The organism is Actinomadura fulvescens, from assembly GCF_039533225.1.
GTDB classification, from domain to species: domain Bacteria; phylum Actinomycetota; class Actinomycetes; order Streptosporangiales; family Streptosporangiaceae; genus Spirillospora; species Spirillospora fulvescens.
In genome coordinates, this window is the sequence record NZ_BAAATD010000007.1 from 362,545 (window position 1) to 388,866 (window position 26,322).

The 26,322-nt window shown below is 72.5% G+C and carries 22 protein-coding genes and 1 tRNA gene; 12 read left to right on the plus strand and 11 right to left on the minus strand.

The window, feature by feature from the left end; all coding sequences use genetic code 11:
- Nucleotides 1–17: 17 nt before the first annotated feature.
- The 5 genes from ABD333_RS26720 to ABD333_RS26740 form a co-directional block, all read right to left on the minus strand.
- Nucleotides 18–983, minus strand: coding sequence for a CHAP domain-containing protein (locus tag ABD333_RS26720; protein WP_344545232.1), 966 nt, complete (start codon nt 981–983; stop codon nt 18–20).
- A gap of 175 nt (nt 984–1,158) precedes the next feature.
- A complete protein-coding gene (locus ABD333_RS26725) occupies nt 1,159–1,974 on the minus strand; it encodes a universal stress protein (RefSeq protein WP_344545233.1) in 816 nt (271 codons plus the stop codon).
- A gap of 75 nt (nt 1,975–2,049) precedes the next feature.
- Nucleotides 2,050–3,249: a M20 metallopeptidase family protein gene (locus ABD333_RS26730; protein ID WP_344545234.1), complete on the minus strand. Its 1,200-nt coding sequence runs from the start codon at nt 3,247–3,249 to the stop codon at nt 2,050–2,052.
- Between the two features lie 64 nt (nt 3,250–3,313).
- Complete coding sequence (locus ABD333_RS26735; protein WP_344545235.1) at nt 3,314–3,838, minus strand: DinB family protein; 525 nt, start codon at nt 3,836–3,838, stop codon at nt 3,314–3,316.
- Between the two features lie 42 nt (nt 3,839–3,880).
- Nucleotides 3,881–4,648 (minus strand): maleylpyruvate isomerase family mycothiol-dependent enzyme, encoded by a 768-nt coding sequence (locus ABD333_RS26740; protein ID WP_344545236.1) that lies wholly within the window; start codon nt 4,646–4,648, stop codon nt 3,881–3,883.
- Between the two features lie 94 nt (nt 4,649–4,742).
- Between ABD333_RS26740 and ligD the strand changes: the two genes are divergently transcribed.
- Nucleotides 4,743–5,705 carry a non-homologous end-joining DNA ligase gene (ligD, locus tag ABD333_RS26745; protein WP_344545237.1) on the plus strand — a complete coding sequence of 321 codons (963 nt, stop codon included), beginning with the start codon at nt 4,743–4,745 and terminating at the stop codon, nt 5,703–5,705.
- A 41-nt stretch (nt 5,706–5,746) separates the two neighbouring features.
- On the opposite strand, the gene ABD333_RS26750 is transcribed toward ligD, so the two are convergent.
- Entirely contained in the window at nt 5,747–6,715 is a 969-nt protein-coding gene (locus ABD333_RS26750; protein WP_344545238.1) for a GlxA family transcriptional regulator, read from the minus strand.
- 71 nt (nt 6,716–6,786) lie between these two features.
- Here ABD333_RS26750 and ABD333_RS26755 point away from each other — a divergent pair, with 71 nt between their 5' ends.
- From ABD333_RS26755 to ABD333_RS26770, 4 genes are read left to right on the plus strand one after another with little or no spacing between them, the layout of a single operon-like run.
- On the plus strand, nt 6,787–8,100 hold the full coding sequence (locus ABD333_RS26755; protein WP_344545239.1) for an MFS transporter: 1,314 nt from the start codon (nt 6,787–6,789) through the stop codon (nt 8,098–8,100).
- A gap of 9 nt (nt 8,101–8,109) precedes the next feature.
- Nucleotides 8,110–9,018: a Gfo/Idh/MocA family protein gene (locus tag ABD333_RS26760; protein ID WP_344545240.1), complete on the plus strand. Its 909-nt coding sequence runs from the start codon at nt 8,110–8,112 to the stop codon at nt 9,016–9,018.
- On the plus strand, nt 9,015–9,929 hold the full coding sequence (locus ABD333_RS26765; RefSeq protein ID WP_344545241.1) for a helix-turn-helix domain-containing protein: 915 nt from the start codon (nt 9,015–9,017) through the stop codon (nt 9,927–9,929). The genes ABD333_RS26760 and ABD333_RS26765 overlap by 4 nt, the downstream gene beginning before the upstream one ends.
- A 45-nt stretch (nt 9,930–9,974) precedes the next feature.
- Entirely contained in the window at nt 9,975–10,712 is a 738-nt protein-coding gene (locus ABD333_RS26770) for a TetR/AcrR family transcriptional regulator (RefSeq protein WP_344545242.1), read from the plus strand.
- Between the two features lie 24 nt (nt 10,713–10,736).
- On the opposite strand, the gene ABD333_RS26775 is transcribed toward ABD333_RS26770, so the two are convergent.
- Nucleotides 10,737–10,811: transfer RNA gene (locus ABD333_RS26775), tRNA-Gly, on the minus strand.
- A 147-nt stretch (nt 10,812–10,958) separates the two neighbouring features.
- Between ABD333_RS26775 and ABD333_RS26780 the strand changes: the two genes are divergently transcribed.
- From ABD333_RS26780 to polA, 7 genes are all read left to right on the plus strand, one after another.
- Complete coding sequence (locus ABD333_RS26780) at nt 10,959–12,035, plus strand: DUF6745 domain-containing protein (RefSeq protein ID WP_344545243.1); 1,077 nt, start codon at nt 10,959–10,961, stop codon at nt 12,033–12,035.
- Between the two features lie 10 nt (nt 12,036–12,045).
- Nucleotides 12,046–12,528: a hypothetical protein gene (locus ABD333_RS26785; RefSeq protein ID WP_344545244.1), complete on the plus strand. Its 483-nt coding sequence runs from the start codon at nt 12,046–12,048 to the stop codon at nt 12,526–12,528.
- Nucleotides 12,529–12,644: 116 nt separating this feature from the next.
- Nucleotides 12,645–13,481, plus strand: a complete 837-nt coding sequence (locus ABD333_RS26790) for a metallophosphoesterase family protein (RefSeq protein ID WP_344545245.1) — start codon at nt 12,645–12,647, stop codon at nt 13,479–13,481.
- Between the two features lie 103 nt (nt 13,482–13,584).
- Nucleotides 13,585–14,403: an ABC transporter ATP-binding protein gene (locus ABD333_RS26795; RefSeq protein WP_344545246.1), complete on the plus strand. Its 819-nt coding sequence runs from the start codon at nt 13,585–13,587 to the stop codon at nt 14,401–14,403.
- 89 nt (nt 14,404–14,492) lie between these two features.
- Complete coding sequence (locus ABD333_RS26800; protein WP_344545247.1) at nt 14,493–15,485, plus strand: ABC transporter substrate-binding protein; 993 nt, start codon at nt 14,493–14,495, stop codon at nt 15,483–15,485.
- 6 nt (nt 15,486–15,491) lie between these two features.
- Complete coding sequence (locus ABD333_RS26805; RefSeq protein ID WP_344545248.1) at nt 15,492–17,555, plus strand: iron ABC transporter permease; 2,064 nt, start codon at nt 15,492–15,494, stop codon at nt 17,553–17,555.
- 51 nt (nt 17,556–17,606) lie between these two features.
- Nucleotides 17,607–20,306, plus strand: a complete 2,700-nt coding sequence (polA, locus tag ABD333_RS26810) for a DNA polymerase I (RefSeq protein WP_344545249.1) — start codon at nt 17,607–17,609, stop codon at nt 20,304–20,306.
- A 12-nt stretch (nt 20,307–20,318) separates the two neighbouring features.
- Here polA and ABD333_RS26815 read toward each other — a convergent pair whose 3' ends face one another.
- From ABD333_RS26815 to ABD333_RS26830, 4 genes are all read right to left on the minus strand, one after another.
- Nucleotides 20,319–21,740, minus strand: coding sequence for a hypothetical protein (locus tag ABD333_RS26815; protein WP_344545250.1), 1,422 nt, complete (start codon nt 21,738–21,740; stop codon nt 20,319–20,321).
- 59 nt (nt 21,741–21,799) lie between these two features.
- Nucleotides 21,800–25,363, minus strand: a complete 3,564-nt coding sequence (locus ABD333_RS26820; protein ID WP_344545251.1) for a protein kinase domain-containing protein — start codon at nt 25,361–25,363, stop codon at nt 21,800–21,802.
- A 68-nt stretch (nt 25,364–25,431) separates the two neighbouring features.
- Entirely contained in the window at nt 25,432–25,743 is a 312-nt protein-coding gene (locus ABD333_RS26825; protein ID WP_344545252.1) for a MerR family transcriptional regulator, read from the minus strand.
- Between the two features lie 121 nt (nt 25,744–25,864).
- On the minus strand, nt 25,865–26,311 hold the full coding sequence (locus ABD333_RS26830; RefSeq protein ID WP_344545253.1) for an Hsp20/alpha crystallin family protein: 447 nt from the start codon (nt 26,309–26,311) through the stop codon (nt 25,865–25,867).
- Nucleotides 26,312–26,322: the final 11 nt, after the last annotated feature.

The following is a 26,322-nucleotide window of genomic DNA, read 5'->3' on the forward strand; positions in this document are numbered from 1 at the left end:
GCGGCGCAGGGTTGAGTTTAGCGGAATCCCGGAGTGCTTGCGTACTCGCCGCGGCTGGAGAGGGTGCTCTCGGCGTGCAGGGAATCCCAGAACGCGAGCTCGTCGTCCTCCTTGAGAGGGGCGATGCGGCCCCAGAACTCGCGGTCCTCGGCCTCGTGGGCGGCGGCGAGGGAGAGCGCGGGCATGATCGTCGTTGCGGTGTCGGCGGCGTCCAGGTCGGCGGGGGTGACCTCGGCGGGCAGTTGGACCGGGGTGGAGGGGCGGTGGTGCTTGCCGCGCTTGCGGACCCGGACCGGGGGAGAGGTGGGCGCCATCGCGGCGGCGGCCTTGCCGGCGGCCAGGGCGACGGTGCCGCAGAGGATGAACGCGAGGAGGCCGCCGAGGATCACTTCCTGGGAGGGGAGGGGCGACTCGGGGACGTTCTCCTTGTGGAGGTTGCCCGTGGTGCCGGTGTCGGGGGCGAGGTTCTGGACGGAGGGCGCGGGGGCGGCGTGCTTGGGGGTGTACTTGGCGGCGGTCTTGACCTTGCCGGGGAAGCCGTAGCCGACGACCTGGTCGACGGAGCGCTCCATGCGCATGAGCTTGTAGCCCTGGGCGTTGGCCTCGATGGTGTGCAGCGTGTCGCCCTCGACGCGTTCGACGATGCCCACGTGGTCGATCTGGTCGATGTCGCCGGACCCGGACCAGTCGAAGAAGACGATGGCGCCGGGCTCGGGCTTCTTGCCCCAGGCGTCCTGCTTCTTGAACCACTTGGCGTGGTCGACGGTGGCGGCGAACTGACCCGCGGCGTCGGTGACCCCGGCCTTGTCGGCGGCCCACGCGAGGAACATGTCGCACCACGGCGCCGTCTTGAAGTACGAGTCGTGGTCGCTGTCGACGTTCTTGGCGTACCAGTCGCCGAACTTGGTGTAGCCGTCGCCCTTCTCGGTATAGCCGAGCTCTTTCTTGGCGATGTCGAGCAGCTTTTTGCCGACCGGGTCCATTTCGCTCCTTGCAGCCCCTGCCGGATCGGCTGAGGGCCCCGACCCGGGTCGGAGCGCCCTGGGAGGTCACGCTCCGATCTCGGTGGAATGTAGCCGAGGTAAAGAGCAGGGGGCAAGCGCTATCGGATGAAACGGTCGATCTGGACTAGTAAGGCAGTAGTCGGGCGTGACTATGTCAGGAGTAGCCCCTCGGCAGCACGGTCACCGGACACGGCGCCGCGCGGAGCACCTTGAGCGCCACCTCGCCGAGGAACACCCGGTGCGCGCCGGCGTCCTCGCTGCTGGCGCAGACGAGCAGTTCGCCCTCCGGCCAGTCGACGTCGTCCAGGGCGTCGGCCACGTCGTCGCCCTCGGCGAGCTCGGCCGTCACGGCTTCGGCGGGCAGGCCGGACGCGTCGCGGGCGAGCCGGATCGCCAGGGCCAGATCGTCCCGCAGCGGGTCGGGGCGCGCGTCGTCGACGTTGAGCGTGAGCAGGCGCAGTGGCACGTCGAGGGCGAGGGCGGCCTGGGCCGCCCTGATGACGGCTTCGTCGCACTGCGGGCGGCGTACGTAGGCGACGGTGATCCGGCTGAGCTCTTCTGGCGGCGCGTAGCCCGCGGGCGGCAGCATGACCGCCTCGGTGGACGCGTGGAGCAGGTGGTCGGCGGTGCTGCCCACGTTGATCCGGCCCCGGGCGCCGCCGCTCGTGGAGCCCACCACGATGATGTCGGCGCCGATCCTGCTGGCCAGGACGGACAGGCCGCGGCCGACGCTCCGGCTCTCGTGGACGGCCGCCTCGGCGGGGATTCCGTCGAGGACGTCCAGGGCCTGGTCGAGGAGCGTGTGGGCCTCGCCCGCGGCCGCCGGGCGGTCCGGCGCGTACACGCAGGCCACCGTGAGCTTGCCGCCCGTCAGGCCGACGATGGCCTGGGCCAGCTCCAGTGCCTCTCGCCCGCCCGTGTCGCGGGCGTAGCCGATGAGGACGTGCTCCCCGATCATGTCGATCGTCATTCCCCGAAGCGAGGGGTTGTCACTTCGCGCGCCGGGTCAGTATCAGGCGGCGGGCGTTCCGGGCGGCAAGGCGGCTCAGGCTGAAGCCAGGCGGCGGGTGGCGAGCTCGGCGTAGAGGGCGGCGCCGTCCGCCAGCACTCCGTCGTCGAACGCGGCGTCGGGGGAGTGGTTGAACGCCGCCTTCCCCGGATCGCGGTCAGGCGGGCACGCGCCCATGGCCACGAACGCCGACGGGATCTCGTCGCAGACGAACGAGAAGTCCTCTGACGCGGGCAGCGGGTTGGGCGCGGTGAAGTAGCGCTCCTCGCCGAACGCCTCCCGGACGGTGTCGCCGACGAAGTCCGCTTCGCCGTGGTCGTTCACCGTGACCGGGTAGTCCTGGAAATAGTCCACGTCGGCCTTCAGGCCGTGCGCGGCGGCGATGCCCTTGATCACCTCGACCGAGCGGTCCTTGAGCCGCTCGTGCGCGGCGGCGGAGAACGAACGGACCGTGCCCGCGAAGTGCGCCTCGTCGGGGATGACGTTGTCGGTCGTCCCGGCGTGGAAGGTGCCGATGGTGAGGATCACCGGGTCGAACGCGTCGAAGTCGCGGGTCACCATCACCTGGAGCGCGGTGACCATCTCGCAGGCGGCCGGAAGGGGGTCCTTGGCGAGGTGCGGGGTGGAGCCGTGCCCGCCGGCGCCGCGCACCGTCACCCGCAGCCGGTCGGCCGCCGCCATGATCGGGCCGCGCCGGCTGACGAAGATCCCGGCGGGGAGGCCCGCCGACAGCACGTGCAGCGCGTACGCGGCGACGGGTCGTTCGCCGGCGGCGTCGAGCACGCCCTCCTCGATCATGATCCGGGCGCCGCCCGCGCCCTCCTCGCCCGGCTGGAACATGAAGACGACGTTGCCCGCGAGCTCGTCGCGCCGCCCCGACAGCAGCCGTGCCGCGCCCGCGAGCATGGTCGTGTGCAGGTCGTGGCCGCAGGCGTGCATGGCCCCGGGCGTACGGGAGATCAGCTCGGCGTCGCCGCGTTCGGTCACCGGCAGCGCGTCCATGTCACCGCGCAGCAGCACCGTCGGGCCCGGGCGGGAGCCGCGCAGCACCGCCGTCACCGATGTGAGGCCCTTGCCCGTGGAGACCTCAAGCGGGAGGCCCGCCAGTGCCGCCAGGACCTTCTCCTGCGTGCGCGGCAGGTCCAGTCCGAGCTCGGGCTCCTGGTGCAGGGACCGCCGCAGCCGGACCAGCTCCTGCTGAAGGTCCGCGGCGGCGTCGCGCAGCGATCGGCTCATGCGCCCTCCTTGATCGAGGTTCGTGCGGCCTCCGCACGGGCCCGGCGCGTCCGGGACAAGGATCTCACTCGCCGATCATGCCGTCCATGAGCTCGCGCGTCACGTCGAGATGGCCGACGTGCCGCGCGTACTCCTGCAGCACGTGGAACAGGATCCACGCCAGCGACGGGACGGGCCCCGAGCCGTCGAAGCGCCCGCCCGTGGCGGCGAGGTCGTCGAGCCGCGCCGCCGCGACGATCTCGCGCGACCGCGCACACGCCGCGGTGAAGGCCGCCTTCACGTCCTCGGCCGACCTGCCGTCCGGCACATGCCACCGGTCGTCCGGGCCGTGGTCGCCCCAGGGTTCGTCGACCGGCTCGGCCGCGAACCCCCAGCTGAGCCACCGCGTCTCCACGTGAGCAAGGTGGTTGAGGAGCTCCAGCGGCGTCCATCCGGACGGCAGCACGCTGGTGCGCAGCCGTTCCTCCGGCAGGCCGTCGAGCTTGCGCAGCACCGCGTCCCGGTAGAAGTCGAGGTATCCCAGGAGCAGCTCGCGCGGGTCGGTGAGCGACTCCGGCGGCTCGGGCGGGGGCTCAACGGGCGTCACCATGTCCGTGACGTTAACACCACCCCTAGTCACTCCCAGCAGCCCCTATCCGGCGCCGTCGAACGCGGTGTGCTCCAGCCAGTGGTCGAGGAGCGGGCGTTCGCCGATCACCTCGACCCGCAGGTCGTCAGGCGGGAGGCGGCGGGTGATGACCAGGAGGAGGTCGGTCACGCCGCCCGACACGACGACGTTCGCCGCGCCGTTCCCCCGTTCCCAGGTCACGCCGGTGGGGGTACGGGTGATCACCCACCCGTCGATGCCGGCCTCGGCCGCCCGGAGCGCGAGCGCCTCGCCGCCGCCGCAGAGTGCCTTGAAGTTGGGATTGAGCACCTCGGCCTGGGGAGACGAGAGCAGGTCGAGGCCCTCGCAGATCGCGTCGGCGGCCAGGTCGGGTGCCGGCTCGTAGGGACGGCCGAGGGCCAGCGCGGCGTCAGCATGGTGAACGGACGTGTCGTGCAGCATCCGGCGGAGCCAGAACGCGGCGGGCCGCGGCCCAAGGAACGTCCACACCTCCACGTCACATCCCTGGACGGCCGTCGTGAGGCGTTCGGCCTGGGCCCGGAGCCATTCCGGCCAGTCTCCCGCGTCCAGGCCGATGACGGGTTCCAGCGGCACGGGCTCGGCGGCGCGTTGTTCCACGAGCGCCGCCGCCCAGCGTTGTGCCTGGCCGACGTGTTCGACCAGCTCGCGCAGCGACCATTCGGGGCAGGTGGGAATCCACGTGCCCGGGTGCGCGTCCGTCACGGCCTCCGCGAGACCGGCCGTCTGCAGCAGCAGTCCCTCGGTGAGCCGCCGCGCGTCAGGTGCCCTCATATACTCCTCCTCAAGTCGTGCTCGTAACGTAGGAGCTCCAGTCGGGTGGAGGTTCAAGTGACTGTGACCCACGGCATACTCCGCGAGCGGCCCGATGGCCGGCGGTGAGGAGCGCGCGGGCGTTCCGCTGAGCAACCTGGACCAGCCTCTGTTCGACGGGGCCGAGGCGACCAAGCGTGACCTGGTGGACTATCTGGACACCATCGCGGACCGGCTCGTCCCGGAGCTCGCGGGCAGGCCGCTGTCGGTGATCCGCGTGCACCGCGGCGGGGAGCCGTTCATGCAGAAGAACGTTCCCAAGTACACGCCGCCGTGGGTGCGCACCGTGACGCTCTGGGCGGAGTCGTCGAAACGCCAGGTGTCCTACGCGCTGTGCGACGACCGGCGGACGCTCGTCTGGTTCGCCAACCAGCGCGCCGTCGAATACCACCCGACGCTGATGCTTGCCGAGGAGCTGGACCGGCCCACCCATCTGGTCCTGGACCTCGACCCGCCGTCCGGGGACACGTTCGAGATGGCCGTCCGGGCGGCGCATCTGGTGCGGCAGGCCCTCGCCGACTCCGGCCTGGAGGGCGCGGTCAAGACCAGCGGCGCGAAGGGCGTGCACGTGTTCGTGCCGATCACGGGAGTGGGAACGGAGGACGCGGCCGCCGTCACGCGGGCGATCGCGGCGCGTGCCGAACGGCTCGATCCGTCCTTCGCCACGACCGCCTTCATCCGGGAAGACCGCGAGGGCAAGGTGTTCATCGACTCCACCCGCGCCGGCGGGGCCACCGTGGTCGCCGCCTACAGCCCGCGGACCCGGCCCGGCACGCCCGTGTCGTTCCCCGTCGCCTGGGACGAGCTGGACAACGTCGGCCCGCGCGACTTCACGCTCCGCACCGCCGGGCAGCTGATCGCCGAAGGCGACCCCTGGGCCCGGCTGATGCCCGCGCCGCAGCGGCTCGCCGCCGAGCTGATCGAGGAGGGGCACGGCATTCCGATCGCCCGCGTGCAGGCGATGCACGAGGGCAAACGGCGGGCGCGTGCCCGCCGTGAGCAGGCTCCCGAGTCCTAGGGCGGCCGGAGCGTGCCGGCCTTGAGCGGGGCTTCCGTGCCCTAGGGCGAGCCCTGCCCCCGCTGGGTGAACGTGGCGCGGTAGGCCGTCGGGGTCAGGCCGACCTGGCGGACCAGGTGGGCTCGCAGGGAGTCGGCGCTGCCGAGCCCGCTGGCCCGGGCCACCTCGTCGATCGGCAGCGCGGTGGTCTCCAGGAGTTCCCGCGCGCGGTCGATGCGCTGGCGCAGGAGCCACTGGAGGGGGCTGAGCCCGGTCTCCGACCTGAACCGCCGGGTCAGCGTGCGGCCGCTCGTCCGTGCCTGCCTGGCGAGGTCGTCGATGGTGAGGCGGCGGTCGAGCCGTTCCAGTGCCCACGCCTGCGTGTGGGCGAGACCGTCGCCGTCCGCGCGGCTGGAACGCGGCGCGGTGATGAACTGGGCCTGGCCGCCGGAACGTACGGGCGCGACGACCACGCGGCGGGCGGCGGCGTTGGCGACGGCCGCCCCGTGGTCCTTCCGGATGATGTGCAGGCAGAGGTCGATGCCCGCGGCCAGGCCCGCCGAGGTCAGGATCTGCCCGCCGTCGGTGTAGAGCACGCTCGGATCCAGGTCCACGGCCGGATAGCGCGCCGCGAACTCCTCCGCCCGCCGCCAGTACGTCGTCGCGCGGTGCCCGTCGAGGAGCCCGGCCGCCGCGAGCACGAAGGTGCCCGTGCAGATCGACACGATGCGGCGCCCGTCGGCGGCGGCCCGGCGCAGCCCGTCCAGGACGCCCGGGTCGATCGGCTCGCGGGTGTGCGTCCCCGGCACGACGATCGTCTCGGCCGTCTCCAGCACCTCCAGGCCACGGGAGACGGCCAGGCCGTAGTCGGCGGACGTCTTGATCACCCCGGGCGCGGCGGTGCACATCCGCACGTCGTACAGCCGCCGCCCCTCGTGCTCCGATCCTCCGAGCACCAGGTCCGGAATCGAGACGTCGAAGGGCACGACGGGCGGCACGGCGAGGACCGCGACGCGGTGCGGACCGCTCATGGCCGAATCCTCCGGAACATTGGCAATCCAGCCAGTGTCGCATACCGGGGCAGGTCAGGCACAGTGTGCGGGTGCTGAATACCTCGCAGGACCGTGCCCGCAAGCCCGGGCCCCGCCGCGGGTTCCGCGTCCACCGGGCCTGGCCGGTGGCCGCCGTGGCCTTCGTCGCCCTGATCGGCGCGGCCGGATTCCGGGCGACGCCGGGCGTGCTGATGGTGCCGCTCCAGGACGAGTTCGGCTGGTCGCGCGCGACGACGTCGCTGGCGGTCTCGGTCAACCTCGTCCTGTTCGGCCTGACCGCCCCGTTCGCCGCCGCGCTGATGGAACGGTTCGGCATCCGGCGCGTGACCTCGGCCGCGCTGACGCTGGTGGCGGCGGGCAGCGGGCTGACCGTCTTCATGGAGGCCAGCTGGCAGCTCGTGCTCTGCTGGGGCGTGCTCGTGGGCATGGGCACCGGGTCGATGGCGATGGTCTTCGCGGCGACCGTGGCCAACCGCTGGTTCACCCGCCATCGGGGGCTCGTCATCGGCGTGCTCACGGCCGGGGGAGCCACCGGCCAGCTGATCTTCCTCCCGGCGCTGGCCTGGCTGGTGGAGCAGCACGGCTGGCGTTCGGCGTCGGTCACCGTCGCGGTCGCCGCGCTCGCCGTCGTGCCACTGGTCGTCCTCGTGCTGCGGGAACGCCCCGCCGACGTGGGGCTGCTGCCGTACGGGGCCACGGTCGCCGAGCCGGAGCCCGAGGTGAAGGGCGACGCGGCCCGCGTCGCCCTCGGCGCGCTGCGGGACGCCTCGCGCACCAAGGAGTTCTGGCTGCTGGCAGGCGGTTTCTTCATCTGCGGCGCCTCGACCAACGGCCTGGTCGGCACCCACTTCATCCCGGCGGCCCACGACCACGGCATGCCCGAGACGACCGCCGCCGGACTGCTCGCCCTCGTGGGGGTCTTCGACATCGTGGGCACCGTCGCCTCGGGCTGGCTCACCGACCGTGTCGACAGCCGGGTCCTGCTCGGCTGGTACTACGCGCTGCGCGGGCTGTCACTGCTGGCGCTGCCGGTGCTGTTCGGCTCGTCGATCCACCCCAGCATGGTGGTCTTCATCGTCTTCTACGGGCTCGACTGGGTCGCGACCGTGCCCCCGACCATCGCGCTCACCCGGGAGGTGTTCGGCGCCGCGCGCGGCACCATCGTGTTCGGCTGGATCTTCGCCGCGCACCAGCTGGGCGCGGCCGTGGCCGCCGCCGCGGCGGGCGCGCTGCGCACCTCGTTCGGCACGTACACGATGGCCTGGTGGGGCGCCGGCGTCATCTGCCTCGTCGCGGCGGCCATGTCCTTGTCGGTCTCCCGGGCGGGCCGGTCCCACGGGCTCCCGGAAGGAGCGAACCCTTAGGCTCGTGGGGTGAGCGAAACGGTGGCGATGGGAGGACCGGGACCCGTGGGCGATCCGGTATCGGTGGGGCTGGTCGGGGCGGGTCCCTGGGCGGGCTTGGTGCACGCGCCCGGGCTGGCCGCGGGCCCTGACACGCGGCTCGCGGGGATCTGGGCCCGGCGTCCGGAGGCCTCGGCGGAGCTGGCCGCCAAGTACGGCGTGCCCGCCTTCACGCGGATCGAGGAGCTCTTCGACGCCTGCGAGGCGGTCGCGTTCTCGGTGCCGCCCGACGTGCAGGCCGAGCTCGCGGCGAAGGCCGCCCGGGCGGGCAGGGCGGTCCTGCTCGAAAAGCCGCTGGCCATGGACCTGGACGGCGCTCGCCGCCTCACCGACGCCGTCGACGAGGCCGGAGTGGCCTCCCAGATGGTCTTCACGATCCGCTACTCCGGCGCCGCCCGGTCCTACCTCGCCGAGGTGCCCGGGCTGGAGCCGTTCGGCGGGTACGGCTCGTTCGTCTCCTCGGTGCTCGCCGGCGGGCCGTTCGCCACGCCGTGGCGGCTCGAACGCGGCGCGCTGCTCGACCTCGGCCCGCACATCATCGACCTCCTCGACGCCTCGCTCGGCCGCGTGACCGGGGTGCGCGCGCACGGCGACCCCCTCCGCTGGGTCGGCCTGCTGCTCGAACACGAGAACGGCGCGGTCAGCGAGGCCTCGGTCTCGATGGCGGGTGTGGGGGAGCTGCCGCCCGCGCGCGTCGAGGTGTACGGGCGGCGCGGCAACGCGCAGCTCGACTGGTCGAAGGTCGGCGAGGACGCGTTCACCACGATGATCGCCGAATTCGCCGCGACCGTGCGCGCGGGCGGAGGCCATCCGCTCGACGCCCGGCACGGCCTGCGCATCCAGGAGCTCCTCGCCGCGGCGGAGGCCCAGTTGCGATGAACGGTGATCAGTCCCTCGGCATCGGTGAGCTCTCCCGGCTCACCGGCGTGCCGGTGCGGACGATCCGGTTCTACTGCGACGAGGGCATTCTCACCGTAGGACGCAGCAGCGGCGGGCATCGCCGGTTCGATCCGGACGCGGTCGAGCGGCTGTGCCTCGTCCGCAGGCTGCGCGGTCTCGGCCTCGGCCTGCCCGCCATCGCGGGCGTGCTGACGGGCCGGCGTTCGCTCGACGAGGCGATCTCCCTCGAACGCGCCGCGCTCGACGCCGAGCTCGCGTCCCTGGCCTGGCGCCGCGCCTCCCTGCGCGCGGTGGAGCAGGCGAGCCCCGCCGAACGTGCGGCGCGCCTGGAGCTTCTCGCCCACGCGCAGGGTCCGGCGGCCCGGAGCGTCATCGTCGACTTCTGGGTGCGCATGGTCCGCGCGCACGTGAGCCCGGAGATCATGGAGGGCCTGGTGGACCTGGCCGTCCCGCGAGCCCCGGCCGACCCGACTCCCGGGCAGGTCGTCGCGTTCGCCGAGATGATGGCCCTCGCCCGCGGCAGCTCGTTCGGCGACGAACGCCGCGTGCGCCAACGCATCGCCGAGGCGGAGATCTCTGACGAGGGCACGCTGATGCTCGGCGTCGCGGAGGCGTACGCGCTGGCGGCCCCCGCCGTGCTGGCCGGGGAGCCGCCACGGCCCGGCGCCGCGCTCGACCGCTTCGTCGAGGCCCACGCGTTCGTCCGGCGCGATCGCAAGGACACCCCGGAGTTCCGGCGTTACCTGCATCGGGAGCTGCTCCGCGACCATGATGCGCGCATCGACCGCTACTGGGATCTCTTCAGCGAGGTGACCGGCACGTCCGCCTCGTTCGGCCAGGGTCACCGCTGGCTGCTCGACGCCCTCGGCAAGGCCTTGCGGCTCGCCTAGCCGGCGCGTGGTCCGGCCGAACTCCGAGCGAGGTATAACATTGTCATGGCCGAACGTCCAGCGGAGGGACCGCGCGAGCGCCTCGTCGACGCCGCCATCCGGCTCCTGGAGCGCGACGGGCCCGAAGGCCTGAACGCCCGCGAGCTGGCAGGCGCGATCGGGGCGTCCACCATGGCCGTCTACACCCACTTCGGCGGGATGGCGGGCGTCCACGAGGCGGTCATGCGCGAGTCGTTCGTGCGGTTCGGGCGGCGGCTGCGGGACGTGCCGCGGACGGACGACCCGGTCACCGACCTGCTCGCGCTCGGCCTCGCCTACCGGGAGTACGCCCTGGCCCGCCCGCAGCTCTACCGGTTCATGTTCGGGATCACGGCACCCGGGGCCGGGCCGATGATCGGGCACGACCTCACGACCGAGGGCACTCCGACCGAGCTGGCCGAGGTCAACGCGACGTTCGGGCAAGTGGTCGAGCTGGTGCGCCGCGCCATGGACGCGGGCCGGATCCGCTCCGGCGAGCCCGCCACGATCGCCGGGCAGGTGTGGAGCATGATCCACGGTTATGTGCTGCTGGAGATCGTCGGGGTCTTCGGCGACGACGGGCGCGGCGTCACCGAGATTCTGGCGCCGCACGCGGCCAACCTGCTGGTCGGCCTAGGCGATCGGCGGGAGGCGGTCGAACGTTCGGCGATGTCCCTTGCCGCCGTGCCGATGGCGTCGCGTGCGCCGAGGCCCGCCACGGCCGTCAGGGGACCGCGTCCGGGCCCCCGCCCCAACAAGAAATGACCCAGGCTGAGGCCTGGGTCATGATGGAGCGGAAGACGGGATTTGAACCCGCGACCCTCACCTTGGCAAGGTGATGCTCTACCCCTGAGCCACTTCCGCTTGCGCTGCGCGGGCCTTCCGGCCTCCGCGGCGACAAGGGGACTCTAGCGTGTTCTCATGGTGGACCGGAAATCGCTGGACGGCCCGCGCGGGTTCTGCCACCATGGCGGGCATGATCATTGAAAGGGGCGTCGACGCCCTTCTCCGGTGAGCGACCCGGTGCAGCGGGAAGCTGCCGAAATCCGCACCGAATGGCTGGGCCACGCGCTGTCGACGCGGCCCGCCGACCGTCCGGCCGCCGAAGCGGCCCTCATTGAGCTGTACGGCCTGATCGGCCTGGCGCCACCACGTTTCCACTGGGCCTCGTCCCCGGTCACCGCGCTCGCGACGGTCCCGCTGGGCGCCCGCAGGTGGGAGACCATCGAACTCTTCGCCGAATGGCCGCTGCCACACCAGCTCTCAACGTTGAAGTACACCCTGTGCAGGCGGCTCGACGAACAGGTCCGGCCTACCCAGCGGTCCATGGAACAGCTGATCCGCCGCGAAGTGAACGCACCGCTGGTGCGTTCCGGGAACAGCACGCTGCACGCGATACTGCGCGCGGCGCACGACCGCCAGACTCGGATCCCCACTGCCTGGTCCGGTACGCAATGCGTGTCATGGGTGGCCCACTACGAAGCGCTGCGCAGGGCCGCCGGCGTGACGTTCACCTCCGAACAGCAGCGGCTGCTGGAGCTCTGGGCGGTCGTGGCACGCTCATGCGGCTGGTGGTGGCCTCGCGAGGAAGTGTGCGTCGTCTCAGAGCGTCCCGCCGAACTGCGCACCGAGGTCTCGGGGGACAACGGCGAGGTCAGGCTGCACCGCGCTGACGGCCCGGCGGTGCGGTACGCCGACGGCTGGGACCTCTACGCCTGGCACGGCGCCCAGGTGCCCGCGTGGGTGGTGACCGATCCGTGTGTCGGCCGCATCGAGCGGGAGCGCAACGTCGAGGTGCGCCGGTGCGCGATCGAGCACATCGGCTGGCCCGCGTACATCGAGCAGGCCGGGCTCAGCCTGGTCGCGGTGGCGCCCGACCCCGGCAATCCCGGCTCGGAGCTGCGGCTCTACGACCTGCGCAGGAGCACCAGGGTGCTGCTCGCGGTCAACGGTTCGGTCGAGCGGGACGGGCGGCGCCGCAGGTACGGGCTGACCGTGCCGGGCTTCCTTGACGACCCGATCGCCGCCGCTGCCTGGACCTACGGGCTCTCCGCCGAGCAGTACTCGCTCCTGTCCCGCCGAACCTGAGGTGACTTCCATGACTGAGACTTCCATGACCGCGACTCCGATGACCGCGACTTCCCAGACGGTGACCCTCGCCTCCCTCTCCGAGCAGACCGGTCTCGCCGTGCTCGACCATCTTGAGCGGTCGGTGAGCATCCCCGTCGTCGACGGCCTCCAGGCCCAGGGCGACCTCATCGTCGTCCCGCACTCCCTCCTCGCGTCCGCCGTGCGCTTCTGGCCGACGACGTCCTGGAAGGACGTGCCCGCCGAAGGCGTCGAACTGCTCCGCGGCGAGGCCGGGGGCAACCCCCACACCCTGGTGGGAGATCCCGGAACGGTCCGCTGGACGACCGGGGTGTCCGACTCCGACGGCCTGGCCATCGGCGTCTTCGAGGCCTCGGCCGTCGCCTATCTGCTGCACCCCGAGCACGGCGCGTCCGGCTGCGCGCCGGGCACGTACGTCGTGCGTCGCCAGCGCGAGTCCGAGGGAGGCAGGGGACGGCTCGTCGCCGACTGACCGTCGACCGGCCGGGGTGCGGCGGCGGCACGTTCGCCGTGCGTCCCGGGACTCCTCGCGAGTGACCCAGGTCACTCGCGAGGATGAGCCGTCCCACGGTCGCTTAGGATCCGCGCATGGGCGGTCTCTACGCGATCAGCGACCTGCACGTGGGGTTCGATGACAATCGGGCGTTCGTGGCCGGCCTCCGGCCGGTCGACGAGGACGACTGGCTCATCGTCGCGGGCGACGTCGCCGAACAGGTCGCCGACATCGAGTGGGCGCTGCGCACGCTGCGGGAACGGTTCGCCAAGGTGATCTGGGCGCCGGGCAACCACGAGCTGTGGACGACGAGGGACGATCCCGTCCAGCTGCGCGGAGACGCCCGCTACCGGCACCTGGTCGAGCTCTGCCGGAGCATGGACGTGGTCACGCCCGAAGACCCTTATCCGGTATGGGAGGGGCCGGACGGGCCGGTGACGGTCGCGCCGCTGTTCCTGCTGTACGACTACACGTTCCGGCCGGAGGGCGCGTCCAGCAAGAAGGAGGCGCTGGAGATCGCGTACGCGGCGGGGATCGTGTGCACGGACGAGAAGCTGCTCCACCCCGACCCGTACCCCACCCGCGACGCCTGGTGCGACGCGCGCATCGCCGAGACCGAACGCCGGCTGGCCGCCCTCCCCGAGGGCACCCGTACCGTCCTGGTCAACCACTTCCCGATGACCCGTGAACCCACCGAGGTCCTCTGGTATCCCGAGTTCGCGCAGTGGTGCGGCACCGAACGCACCGCCGACTGGCACGTCCGCTACGGCGCGGTGGCGGTCGTGTACGGACACCTCCACATCCCGCGAACGATCTGGAGCGACGGCGTCCCCTTCGAGGAGGTGTCGGTCGGCTACCCCAGGGAGTGGCGCAAGCGGGGCAAGACGCCGACGGGACCGCGCCGCATCCTGCCACCCGCTCAGAACGGGTAAACCGCCCCCCACCATCGAACGCGAGTTAGGTCTGCCTTACCTTTTCTCTGTATGGTGACCCGAACGCGATCAGGAGGGGACGCTTGACCAGGAAAGTCGCCCGTTGACCGGGACAGGCGCCCGGCTGCAGGCGCGGGCGCTCGACGTCGGCCACGCGGGCACGCGCGTGCTCGGCGCGGTGGACCTGGCGCTGCGCGCCGGTGAGGTGACCGTGCTCGTCGGTCCCAACGGCTGCGGCAAGTCCACGCTCCTGCGGACCGTGGCGGGGCTGCAGCCGGCGCTCGGGGGCGAGGTGCGCATCGACGGCGAGCCCTTGCGTTCGCTGTCGCGCCGGACGCTCTCGCGGCGGCTGGCGTTCCTGCCGCAGACGCCGCTCGTCCCCGCCGGCGTGACGGTCCGCGAGCTCGTCCGGCACGGCCGCTACGCCCACCGCGGCGCGTTCGCCCGGCACACCCGCGAGGACGCCGAGTCGATCGACTGGGCGCTGTCGGTCACCGACGCCGTCCCGCTGGCGGGCAAGCGGCTGGACGAGCTGTCCGGTGGCGAACGGCAGCGCGCCTGGCTGGCGACCGTGCTCGCGCAGCGCGCCGACATCCTCCTCCTGGACGAGCCGACCACCTACCTCGACCTGCGGCACCAGTTCGAGGTGCTCGACGTGGTCCGCCGGCTCGCCGCCGACCACGGCATCGCCTGCGGCGTCGTCCTGCACGACCTGATGCAGGCCGCCGCCTACGGCGACCAGATCCTGGTGATCGCGGACGGCCGGGTGACGGCGACCGGGCCGCCCGCCGAGGTCCTCACCCCCGGCACCATCGGCCGGGCCTTCGGGTTCGAGGTCAGCGTCGTGCGCGACGCCGAGTCCGGATACCTGGCCTGCTTCCCGCGGCGGCCGGCCCCGGAGGCGGACACCGCCGCACGGTAGCCCTGCCGCCGCCCGTCCCGTTCCCCAGCCCTTCTCATCAGGCCGTACCTCCGCACCACAAGTACCCCCGCACCACAAGGAGTTCCCCCATGCGAAGCCTCTTCCGCGCGCTCGCGATCGGCTGCACGGCCGTCGTCACGCTCAGCGCCGCCGCCTGTGGCGGCAGTGTCGACGACCAGAACAAGGGCGGCTCGGGCGGTGACGGCAAGAGCGGTGGCGGGAGCCTCACGATCTCGACGGCCCGCGGCCCGGTGACGCTCGCCAAGCCCGCCACCAAGGTCGTGTCGCTCGAATGGGTGCACACCGAGGAACTGCTCGCACTCGGCGTGACCCCCGTGGGGAACGCCGACAGCAAGACCTACGGCGCGTGGGTGACCGCTCCCGGCGCCCGGCTCCCGTCCGGGGTCACCGACGTCGGCACGCGCCAGGAGCCGAGCCTGGAGAAGATCCGGGCGCTGTCCCCGGACCTGATCGTGGTCGACGAGGCGCGGTCCAAGGCCAACTACGACCAGCTCAAGGCCATCGCACCGGTGCTGTCGTTCACCTACACCGACAAGCCGCAGCTCCAGCACCTGAAGAGCACGTTCACCGAGCTGGCCAAGGCGGTCGGCAAGCAGGACAAGGCCGCCGAGGTCTTCTCGAAGATCGACACCACGGCCGCGGCCGTGAAGGGCCGCCTGGAGAAGGCGGGCAAGGGCGGCGCCGAGTACGCGCTGGCCATGGGCTTCAGCGTCAACGGCACGCCGACCGTCCGCCTCCTCGGCGACGACGCTCTGGCCGCGCAGGTGCTCAACCTGGCCGGGCTCAAGAACGGCTGGAAGGGCAAGCCCGACGCGTGGGGGATGACCACCGTGGGCGTGGAGGGCCTCACGAAGGTCCCGGCGTCGGCGACGTTCCTCTATACCGCCAGTGCCACGGACAACCCGTTCACCGGCAAGCTCAAGGACAACGCCGTCTGGAAGGACCTCGGGTTCGTCAAGGCGGGCAGGGTGACGCCGATCGACCCCGGCACCTGGTACTTCGGCGGCCCGCTCTCCGCCGTCCAGCTGCTCGACGAGGCCGCCAAGGCGTTCAAGGCCTGACGCTCCATGGCATCCGCTGGATCGACGACGGAGACGGCGGCCGCTCCGGCACCCGTACGCCGCTCACCGGCCCTGCTGGTGGGCGGCGCGGTGTCGCTCGCGCTCATCGCGGTGGTCTTCGTGCACCTCGGGCTGGGAGCCGCCGGGGTGGGCACGGGTGACGTCCTGCGCGCGCTCATGGGCGACGCGGACGAGCACACCAGGGCCGTCCTGACCGGGAGCCGGATCCCGCGCACGCTCGCCGGGCTCGTGGCGGGCATCGCGCTCGGCGTCTCCGGGGCGCTGATCCAGGGGGCGACCCGCAACCCGCTCGCGGCACCCGAGACGCTGGGCGCCAACGCCGGCGCCTACCTCGCGGTGACCGCACTGGCGTTCACCGGCGCGAGCGCCGGGCTGCTCGGCTCGGGCGCCACCGCGTTCGCCGGCGCGGTGGTCGCGGTCGGGCTGGTGTACGTACTGATCGCCGGCAGCGTGGCGACGCCGGGCCGGGTGTTGCTGGCGGGCGCGACCGTTCAGCTGGCCGCGACCGCCGTGGCCGAGTTCCTGCAGATCCTGGACGAGAAGAAGACGCAGGGCGTGTTCTTCTGGGGGAACGGCACGCTCCTCCAGGCCGACATGGACCGGCCGCTGCTGGTCGGCGCCGTGGTCGCCGCCGCGGTGCTGGCCGCCCCGCTGCTGGCCAGGCCACTGGACCTGCTGGCACTCGGCGACCAGACCGCCGAGGCGCTCGGCGTGCGGGTGCGCCGCGTCCGCCCGGCGGCGCTGCTGCTGGCGGTGCTGCTGGCCGCGGCGGCCGTGACGGTCGCCGGGCCGATCGGCTTCGTCGGGCTCATCGCCCCGGTCACCGCGCGGCTGCTGGGCGTCCGGGCGCACGCGGCGCTGCTCCCGGTGGCCGGGCTGATGGGCGCCGCGCTCCTGCTCGGCGCCGACGCGGCCGCGCAGCTCGTCCGGCCGCCGTCGGCCGGATACAGCGAGCTGCCGGTCGGCGTGGTCACCGCGCTGGTCGGCGGCCCGGTGTTCATCGTGCTGGCGCGGCGGGTGGCCACCGGTGACGCCGACACGGGCGCCGCCGTCACCGCCGCGCGGCCCGGCCGGGCCCGCTTCCCGGTGGCCCTCGCGCTCGGCGTCGTCGTGCTCGCCGGAGTGATCCTGGCCGGGCTGCGCGTGGGGGACGTCGGTGTCAGCTGGGGCCAGCTGGCCGCCGTGCTGACCGGTTCCGGGGAGACGATGGCGGAGTCCGTCGTGTCCTACCGGCTCCCGCGCATCCTGGTCGCCGCGATGGCGGGAGCCTGCCTGGCCGTCGCGGGCGCCGCGGTCCAGTCGGTCGTCCGCAACCCGCTGGCCGAACCCTCCCTGGTCGGCGTGACCGGCGGCGCCTCGGCCGGCGCCGTGCTGGTCATCCTGGTGATCCCGGCGGCTCCCGCGATCATGCTTCCGATCGCCGCCGCGATGGGCGGCACCCTCGCCCTCGCGCTCGTGGTGCTCATCGCCCGCAGCGGCGGCGGCCTCGACCCGACCCGGGTCGTGCTGGTCGGGATCGGCATGGCGGCCACCACGATGGCGCTGGTGTACGTCATGGTCAGCAGCGCCCAGATGAACATCGCCTCGGCGCTGACCTGGCTCGCGGGCAGCACGTACGCGCGCGGCTTCGACTCCCTGGCCTGGCTCGTCCTGCCGGCGCTCGCCGCCGTCGCCGTGGCCGCCTCGGCCCGGGCCGTCGACCTGCTCGACCTCGGTGACGACCTGCCGCGTTCGCTCGGCCTGTCGCTCGGCCGGACCCGCCTGCTGCTGCTGGGCGCCGGCGCGGTGCTCGCCGCCGGGACGGCCGCGGCGGTGGGCGCCATCGGCTTCGTCGGGCTCGTCGCGCCGCACCTGGCGCGGCGGATCGCGGGCAGCGGTACGGCCCGCGTCATCCCGATGGCGGCGGTCCTCGGCGCCTGCCTTGTCGTCGCCGCCGACGCGGTGGGCCGCTCGCTGCTGGCCCCCGCGGAGATCCCGGTCGGGATCGTCACCGCCGTGGTCGGCGCCCCGTACCTCGTCTGGCTCCTGCGCAGGACCCCGCACGCCTAGCCGCCGACCGGAGATACCCGCATTGTCCGAGGTAGCTGCGAAGATGGCAGCATGACCGACCGGCCCCGCCTGCTGCTCCTCGACGGCCACTCGCTCGCCTACCGGGCGTTCTACGCGCTGCCCGTGGAAAACTTCACCACCACCGCGGGCCAGCCCACCAACGTGGTCTACGGGTTCGCCAACATGATGGCCAACGTGCTGCGGGACGAGCGGCCCACGCACGTCGGGGTCGCGTTCGACGTCTCCCGGCAGACCTTCCGCACCGAGGCCTTCCCCGACTACAAGGCCAACCGGTCGCGGTCGCCGGACGAGTTCCACAGCCAGATGAAGGTCCTCGGCGAGCTGCTCGCGGCGATGAACGTGACCACCCTGCGGGTCCCCGGCTACGAGGCCGACGACGTCATCGCGACGCTGGCCGCGCGGGCGGAGGCGGCGGGCCACCAGGTGCTGATCGTCACCGGTGACCGCGACGTGCTGCAGCTGGTGAGCGACGACGTCACGGCGCTCTACTTCTACCGGACCGCGGCCGAGATGATCCGCTACACCCCGGCGGCGGTCGAGGAGAAGTACGGCCTGACCCCGCGGCAGTATCCCGACTTCGCGGCGTTGCGCGGCGACCCGTCCGACAACCTGCCGAGCATCCCCGGCATCGGGGAGAAGACCGCCGCCAAGTGGATCCGCGAGTTCGGCTCGCTGGCCGCGCTGCTGGAGCGGGCCGACGAGGTCAAGGGCAAGGCCGGCGACAAGCTCCGGGACGCGCTGGAGACGATCCGGCTCAACAGGCGGCTCACCGAGCTCGTCCGCGACGTCGAGCTGCCGGTGGAGCTCGACGATCTGCGGCGCCGGCCGTACGACCTCCCGGCCTTCACCAGGCTGCTGGACGAGCTGGAGTTCCGCAACGCGAGCCTGCGCCAGCGGCTCTTCGCGGCCGACCCGGGCGACGGCAAGGCCCACGAGGGCGCCACTGGCGACACCGGAGCCGCGGGCGGCGGCGGCCCGGCCGAGGACACCTCGCCGCTCAAGGGACGCGAGCTGGGTCCCGGCGAGCTGGCGGAGTGGCTCCGCACGCGGGCGGGCGCCGGTCCGGCGGGCACCGGGGCCGCGCCGGTCGGCCTCGCCGCCGAGACCACCTGGGTACGCGGCGCGGGCGACGTCCTGCGGATCGCGCTCGCGACCGGCGACGGCTACGCGGCGGCCTTCGAGCCGGCAACGCTCACCGAAGCCGACGAACGCGCCTTCACGAGCTGGCTGGCCGACCCCGACCGGCCCAAGGCGTTGCACGACGTGAAATCGCTGCTGAGGTGTTTCGCCGAGCGCGGCTGGCAGGTGGAGGGCATCGCCACCGACACCGCCATGGCCGCCTACCTGCTGCTGCCCGGCCTGGCCGCCTACGGCATCGCCGACCTCGCGGCCCGCCACCTCGGCTACCGCCCGCCCGCGGACGGCGCCGCCGGGCTCATGGTCGAGGCGCGCGCCGTTCTCGACCTGGCGGGCCGGTTCACCGCCGAGCTCGGCACGACCGGCATGGCCGGCATCCTGCACGACGTCGAGCTTCCGCTGTCGGCCCTGCTCGCCCGGATGGAGGCGGCAGGGGTCTTCGTCGACGCGGCGCTGCTCCGCGAGCTGGAGCGGCAGTTCGAAAGCGCGATGGAACGCGCGGCCGAGGACGCCGCCGAGATCGCCGGGCACCCGTTCAACCCGGGATCGACCAAGCAGCTGCAGGAGGTGCTGTTCGGCGAGCTCGGCCTGCCCAGGACCAAGAAGATCAAGTCCGGTCACTCGACCGACGTGGACGCGCTGACCTGGCTCGCCACCCAGACCGACAACGGGCTTCCCGAGCTCCTGCTGCACCACCGCGACCAGTCCCGGCTGCGGATGACGGTGGCCGGGCTGATCCGCGAGATCGGCGCCGGCGGCCGCATCCACACCACGTTCCAGCAGACGGTCGCCGCGACCGGCCGGCTCACCTCCATCGAGCCCAACCTGCAGGTCATCCCGATCCGCACGGAGGAGGGCCGGCGCATCCGGCGGGCGTTCGTGCCCGGCGAGGGCTACGAGGCGCTGCTGACCGCCGACTACGGCCAGCTGGAGCTGCGGATCATGGCGCATCTCTCGCAGGACCCGACGCTGCTCGCCGCGTTCGAGTCCGGCGAGGACCTGCACACCACGATGGCCGCGCAGGTCTTCCGGGTCGCGCCGGAGGCGGTCACCGCCGACCAGCGGCGCAAGATCAAGGCCATGTCGTACGGCCTGGCCTACGGCCTGTCGGCGTTCGGGCTGGCCAAGCAGCTCGGCATCGCGGTGTCCGAGGCCAAGCCGCTGATGGACGCCTACTTCGAACGGCTCGGCGGCGTGCGCGACTACCTCGCCCACGTGGTCGAGGAGGCCCGCCACACCGGCTACACGCAGACCATCCTCGGCCGCCGCCGCTACCTGCCGCATCTCGGCAGCGACAACCGGCAGCGCCGCGAGACCGCGGAACGGATGGCGCTCAACGCCCCCATCCAGGGCTCGGCCGCCGACCTCGTCAAGATCGCGATGCTCCGCGTGGACGGCGCCCTCACCGCCGCCGGACTGCGCAGCAGGCTCCTTCTCCAGGTCCACGACGAGATCGTCCTCGAAGTCGCGCCGGGGGAGCGCGAGCGGGTCCGGGAGCTCGTCCACGCCCAGATGACCACGGCCTACCCGCTCACGGTGGGCCTGGAGGTCTCCCTCGGCGCCGGCCGCGACTGGGACGAGGCCGCTCACTGACCACGTGCCGCGCTACCAGCCGGGCTTGCGGATCATGCGGTAGTGGAGCACCAGGAACGGGATGCCGAAGACCGAGAAGGCGTGCTCGGCCCGGAGCTCGCCGTCCCGCACGTGGACGTCGAGGCGTTCGGTGAAACCGTGCACCGCCAGCGTCGAGAGCTCCCGCGTCTCGGCGTCGATGTAGGTCAGATAGTGACCGGGCTGGTCGAGGTCGCTCTCGCTCGTGAGGACCAGACCGCCGCCCGGCCGGGCCCGCGGCAGCAGCGTGGCGGTGAAGCTCGCCTGCGGCAACGGGAAACCGACGCTGACATACCCCCGGCCGTCATGCCGGTAGGTCGTGTAGACGCCCACGTAGATGGGCTCGTCCGTGTCGGCGAAGGAACGGATCCAGCCGCGGACGGTCACCACGTCGCTCTGGTCGGGGACGATCGTGTCGATGCGGCTGCGCATCCCGCGCTGGACGTCGCGCTGGTTCATGGGCACGTTGGCCTGGCCGAGCGGGCGCGCGAGGAACGTGCGGTAGAGCAGGTAACCGGGCCGCACCCACAGCCGCCACTCCGGCACGATGTCCAGCGTGAACCGCGACGTGTGCTCGTAGAACTCCCGTACCAGCGGATCGACCCCGGCCGGATCGAACTCGGGCCCGGCCAGCTCGTCGAGCGAGGCGACGATGCCGACGTCCGGGGTGTCCGGCGTGTAGGCGCCGCCCATCACCTTGGCCAGCTCCCGGATGTAGGACGTGCCCACGTACCGCGAGCGTGCCTCCAGAGGAACGACGAACGGCAGGTCCTTCACCCGTTCGGCCACCAGGCTGACCTGCGCGTCACGAAAGAGCAACGCCGAAAGCACACGGAACGAGACCACCGCAGTGACAGCCGCCGCCGCCCCGGCGGCGCCCGCCGCCCCAGCGCCGCGACGTCCAGTCGTTCCAACGCCACGGCGCATGCTCGTTCCAACGCCACGGCGCATGCTCGTTCCGACGTCACGGCGCGCGGTCGTTCCGCCGCTGCCGTGCTCCGCCGCCCCAGCGCCGTGATGCCACTTGGCGCAGGCGCCGCCTACGGTTGCGCCGACCAGCGGGCCTAGCGCTACCTTCTGCGGCCGGACGCCCAGTGCGCCCGCGATCGCGCCCGCCGCGGTCCCCACCGGCAGCGGCCCCGCCCCGAGGCGTCCGGCCGCCCAGCCGAGCGGCGCGCTCAGGGCGCCGCTCATCGCGATGCGCTGCCACAGCGCGGGAATCTCGCCCGGACGTTGCCGGGCCCGGGCGACGGCCTCCGCCGCGCCCAGCCCGAGCGCCCCGGCGACCGCGCCGGCCAGTGCGGCCCGCGGTCCGCGATGTCCCGTCAGCGCCGCTCCCGCGACCCCGCCGACGGCGCCGGCGATCGCGGCCTGGGTCCACAGGTCGCCGCCCTCGCGTGATCGATCGTTCGCCACAGCCGCAACCTACTACTCCCTGATGTCCCGATCGCGCCGGTTCGGGCGTCGTGCCCTCGTCAGCAGGTCTTGCGGTACGCGAGATCGGGAACGTGGGCCGCCCATTCGCGCGCGGACAGCGGGCCGGTCTCCCGGCAGAGGGTGTCCTTGAGGAGCCGGGGCGCGACGATGTGGGTGACGAGCCTGCCGTCCTCGCCGCTCACGCTGTGGACCCGGGTGCCGTCGGCGCTGAAGGCCAGGGCGTGGATCTCGATGTCGATGGAGACGCCGACCCTGGTGTGGCCGGTGAGGGCGAGCCCGATGCGGCGCTGGTTGCGCACGTCCCAGAGGTCGATGTTCCCCTTCTTGTCGGTGGTGGCGAGCAGGCGGCCGTCGGGGGAGATGGCGGCGATCGGCGACTTGCTGTCGGGGGTCGGGACGGGGTTGCCCTTCTGCTGGAGGGTCTTGGCGTCCCAGAAGCTGATCGAACGCCGGTCGACCCTGTCCTGGACCGTCGCCAGCGTGCCCTGGGGGCTGAGTGCCTGAACTGTGGAGACCAGGGGATTGGGCGGCACGAGCTGCTTGCCCGACGGGAACTCGACGACGCCCAGGTCGTTGGTGGAGATGACCGACTTGCCGTCGGCGCTCCAGGCGATCTTCGCGGCGGAGCCGTCGGCCGAGAAGACCTTCTGCTTGGGGCGTGCCTCGCCGAGGAGCCGCCCGGTGGAGGCGTCCCAGAACTGCAGGAACGTATTTTTGGGAGTGTGGGTGGCCAGCGCCTTGCCGTCCGGCGAGAAGGACGGCAGGGGCCGTCCTCCCAGCGGAACAGGACCGGGATTCACGGTGGTCCGTTTGGTGCGCGAGCGGACGTCCCAGATGTCGACCGCACCGTCGCTCCGGCCGTGGGCGAGCAGCCGGCCGTCCCGCGACAGGGACAGCTGGTCGCCCTGGTACCCGCGCTTGTACGGGATGGGAAGCGTTTCGCGCCGGGCCCTGGCGCCGGTGTCCCAGAGCTGCACGTTGCCTGCGTCCCGCTCGGCGACGGCCAGGGTGGACCCGTCGCCGCTGATGGCCGCGTCACTGGAGTTCTCGCGCGCGACCCTGGAGGGGCGGACGAACGCGCCGACGTCGATCGACCGGACGCGGTCCTGGGAGTCGACGCAGCGCAGGCTCGTGCCGTCGGCGCTGAACCGGGTGGAGCGGCAGTTGTCGTCGGCCTGGTAGTGCAGGAACGGCTTGGACGAACCGGGCTCCGTGCTCCACAGCGCCATCTGGTAGGCGAAGTGCTCGCCGTCCGGGCTGAAGACCATGTCGGTTTCCAGGGCGAAGTCCTTCGGCACCGCCAGGGTCGTCCGCAGCTCGCGCGTCTTGGCGTCGATGATCAGAACCTCGCCCATGTGCTCGGCGGCCACGAACCGTCCGTCGGGGCTGAAGACGAGCGCCCTCAACTCCTCGACGTAGGAGAAGTTCGGCACGGGGACGGGCAGCCGCTTGGAGGTCTGCAGGTCCCACCAGTCCAGCTTGTCGCGGGACTTGCTCTTCGTGCGCCCCGCGAGCAGGTACCGCTCGTCCGGGGACATGGCCGGATCCCAGACGTGGTAGGGCTGCTTGGACGTGAACACGATCTTCCCGGTGGCGTCCACCACGTGGGTCTGGCCCTTGTGCCGCACGAAGAACCGCGAGCCCGTGGGGCTGAACCAGACCTCGGATCCGTTGACGTACCGGTACGCCGGCCGGGTGCTCGCACCCGTCGTGGTGTCCCAGATCAGCATCGTCCCGTCCTTCTGCAGGGTCAGCAGGCGCTTGCCGTCGAGGCTCTGCTCGATGCCGGCGATCGGGCTGCCGGGGACGGTGAGGGTCCGCCGCACCTGCCGGGCGCCGGGGTCGGCGACGATGAGGGTGTTCTGCTTCCACCAGATGTACGGGCCGCCCGTGGCAGGGCTGTTGACCTCCCACGTGGTGTCCTTGACGGCGTCCGGGCGGTAGATGTCCTGCTCCCACTGCGACGACAGGGTGAGGAGCGCGTGCTGCGCGTCGAGCGTGTCGCCGGCGAGGGCCCCGGCGGCGACGGCGAGCCTGCGGGCGAGCACGGGATCGGTCCGGCGGAGCTGAACGGCCTGCGCCGCGAGCTGCTTGCCGACGGCCGTGTCGCGTTGCTGGGCGACGATCGTGTTGGTCTTCCGGAGATCCTGGCTCTGGACCACGGCGGCGCCGCCGGAGCCGGTGGCGATGACCAGCAGCACCGCCAGCGCGGCGGTGACGACGGTCCTGCGCCGCGCGCGGCTGCGCGTCTGATTGACCGAGGCGTCGAGGAAGGCGCGTTCGGTGAGGTTGAGGGTGAGCTGCCGGCGGCCGGTGGAGGCCCACGCGACGGCCTCGTCGAGGAACGAGCCCTGATAGAGGTCGGCCTGCTTGCGGCCATTGCCGTCCCAGACCCGGGCGGCGGCGGCGAGGGCGTGGTGCGTGCCCAGCCCCTCGCGTTCGGAGTCCACCCAGTCGCGCATCCTCGGCCAGGCGCGCAGCAGCGCGGGAGTGCTGATGGCCACGACCGGTCCGCCGCCGTGCAGCAGGCCGGCCTTGCCGAAGCCGTCGAGCACGCGGTGCACGGTCCGCTCGTCGGTGTCGCCGTCGGCGAACTCGCCGACGTTGACGTTGACGAGCGCGCCCTGGGCGTCCGGGCGGGCGGCCACCATGCGGAGCAGGATGCGGGGCACGGCCTCCTGGGCGTGCGGGTCGAGGCCGCCGTACACCCGCTCGGCGAGCTCGGCGAGGGAGGGCGGCAGCGCCATCGACGGCCGGGAGCTCTCGGAGGCGGCCCGCGTGCCCGCTTCGAGCGGGTCGCGCGCCCCGCCGCCGATCAGGCCGGTGAGGATCTGGTGCGGGGTCGGGCGCTTGGCGGGGTCGCGGTCGAGGGCCGACTCGACCAGCGTCCGGAGCGGCCCGGTGAGGACGTCGGTCTCCGGCGTGTCGTTGAGGACCTGGTGCATCAGGGTCGGCAGGCTGTCGCCGTCGAACGGTGGCCGCCCGGTGGCCGCGAACAGCACGATCGCCGCCCAGGCCCACACGTCGACGGCGGGTGTGGCGGGCCGGCCCTTGAAGATCTCGGGCGCCATCCAGCGGGGCGTGCCCTTGAGCTGGCCGGTCGCGCTGCGGGTCATCTCCTCGGACTTGGCGATGCCGAAGTCGATGACGCGCGGCCCGTCCGGGCCGAGCAGCACGTTCGCGGGCTTGAGATCGCGATGGATCACGCCCGCCTGGTGGATGGACGACAGCGCGGTCGCGATGCCGATGGCGAGCCGGTAGAGCTCGTCCGGGCCGTAGGCGCCGTTGCGGTCGACCCAGCTCTGCAGATCAGGCCCGGGCACGTACTCGCTGACGATGTACGGGGGCGGGTTGTCGAGATCGGCCGCGATGATCCGTGCCGTGCAGAACGACGCGACGCGCTGGAGCATCGCGACCTCCTTGCGCAGCCCGTTGCGGAAGTCGGCCGAGACGGCGTCGGCGTAGAGTGCCTTGACCGCCACACGGTTGCCCTCGGCGTCGTAACCCTCGTAGACGACTCCCTGGCCACCCGCGCCCAGTCTGGCCGCGAGCCAGTATCCGCCGAGCTGTCTGGGGTCGCTGGGCTGCAAAGGGGCGGTCATGTATGCGCGTCCTCGGGAAGGGGGCTCGGACAGCGCCAGCATACATAGACACGATCGTCTTTTTGTCTTCAGGTGCCTTCCAGGCGGCGCCGCAGCTCGTCGCGTTCACGGGTGAGCCGCGCCAGCTCGTGCTCCAGCTCGATGATCCGGCGGATCGCGGTCAGCGTCATGCCCTCGTCCATCATGGTCACGACCTGCTGGACCTGCCGGATCTCATGGCGGCTGTAGCGGCGCTGGCCCCCGGCGGAACGGCGCGGCGAGACGACCCGGTGGTCGTCGATCCTGCGGAGGAACGCCTGGCGCACGTCCAGCATGTCGGCGACCTGGCCGACGGTGAACATCGGCGCGTGCTCGTCGTCGAGCGGTGCCGGTCCCGGCATCGGGTCTCCCTTCGGCATCGTCAACGGCCGTGAACGTCCGGAAAGCCGAGACCGGCGGGCGGACGACTCCGGTCGCCCCGCCCGCCGGCCCGGACCGTTCGGCAGGCGCCTGACCGTCCCGTCAGGCCTTGATCGCCTTCTTCTCGCCGTGCTTGATCTCGACCTTGCGCGCGCGGGCCTTCTCCAGGACGGGGATGCGCACCGCCAGGACCCCGTTGTCGTAGGCGGCCTCGATCGCCTCGGCGTCGAGGTGCTCCGACAGGTAGACGCGCCGGGTGAAGGTGCCCATCGTGCGTTCGCGGACGAAGAGCCGCTCGTTGTCGCCGTACTCCTCCTCGCGCCGGGCCGACACGCTCAGCACGCCGCGGTCCACGGTGACCTCGATCGAGCCGGGGTCGATGCCGGGCAGGTCGAACCGCAGCACCACGTCGTCGTCGCGGCGCAGTCCGTCCATCGGCATGACCGCGCCGTTGCCGTGGCTCCCGGCCTGACCGAACGCCTGCCGGGCGATCCGGTCGAACTGCCGCTCGAACTCCTGGACGAAGGGATCGATCGACGTCAGCAACATCGTGCAACACC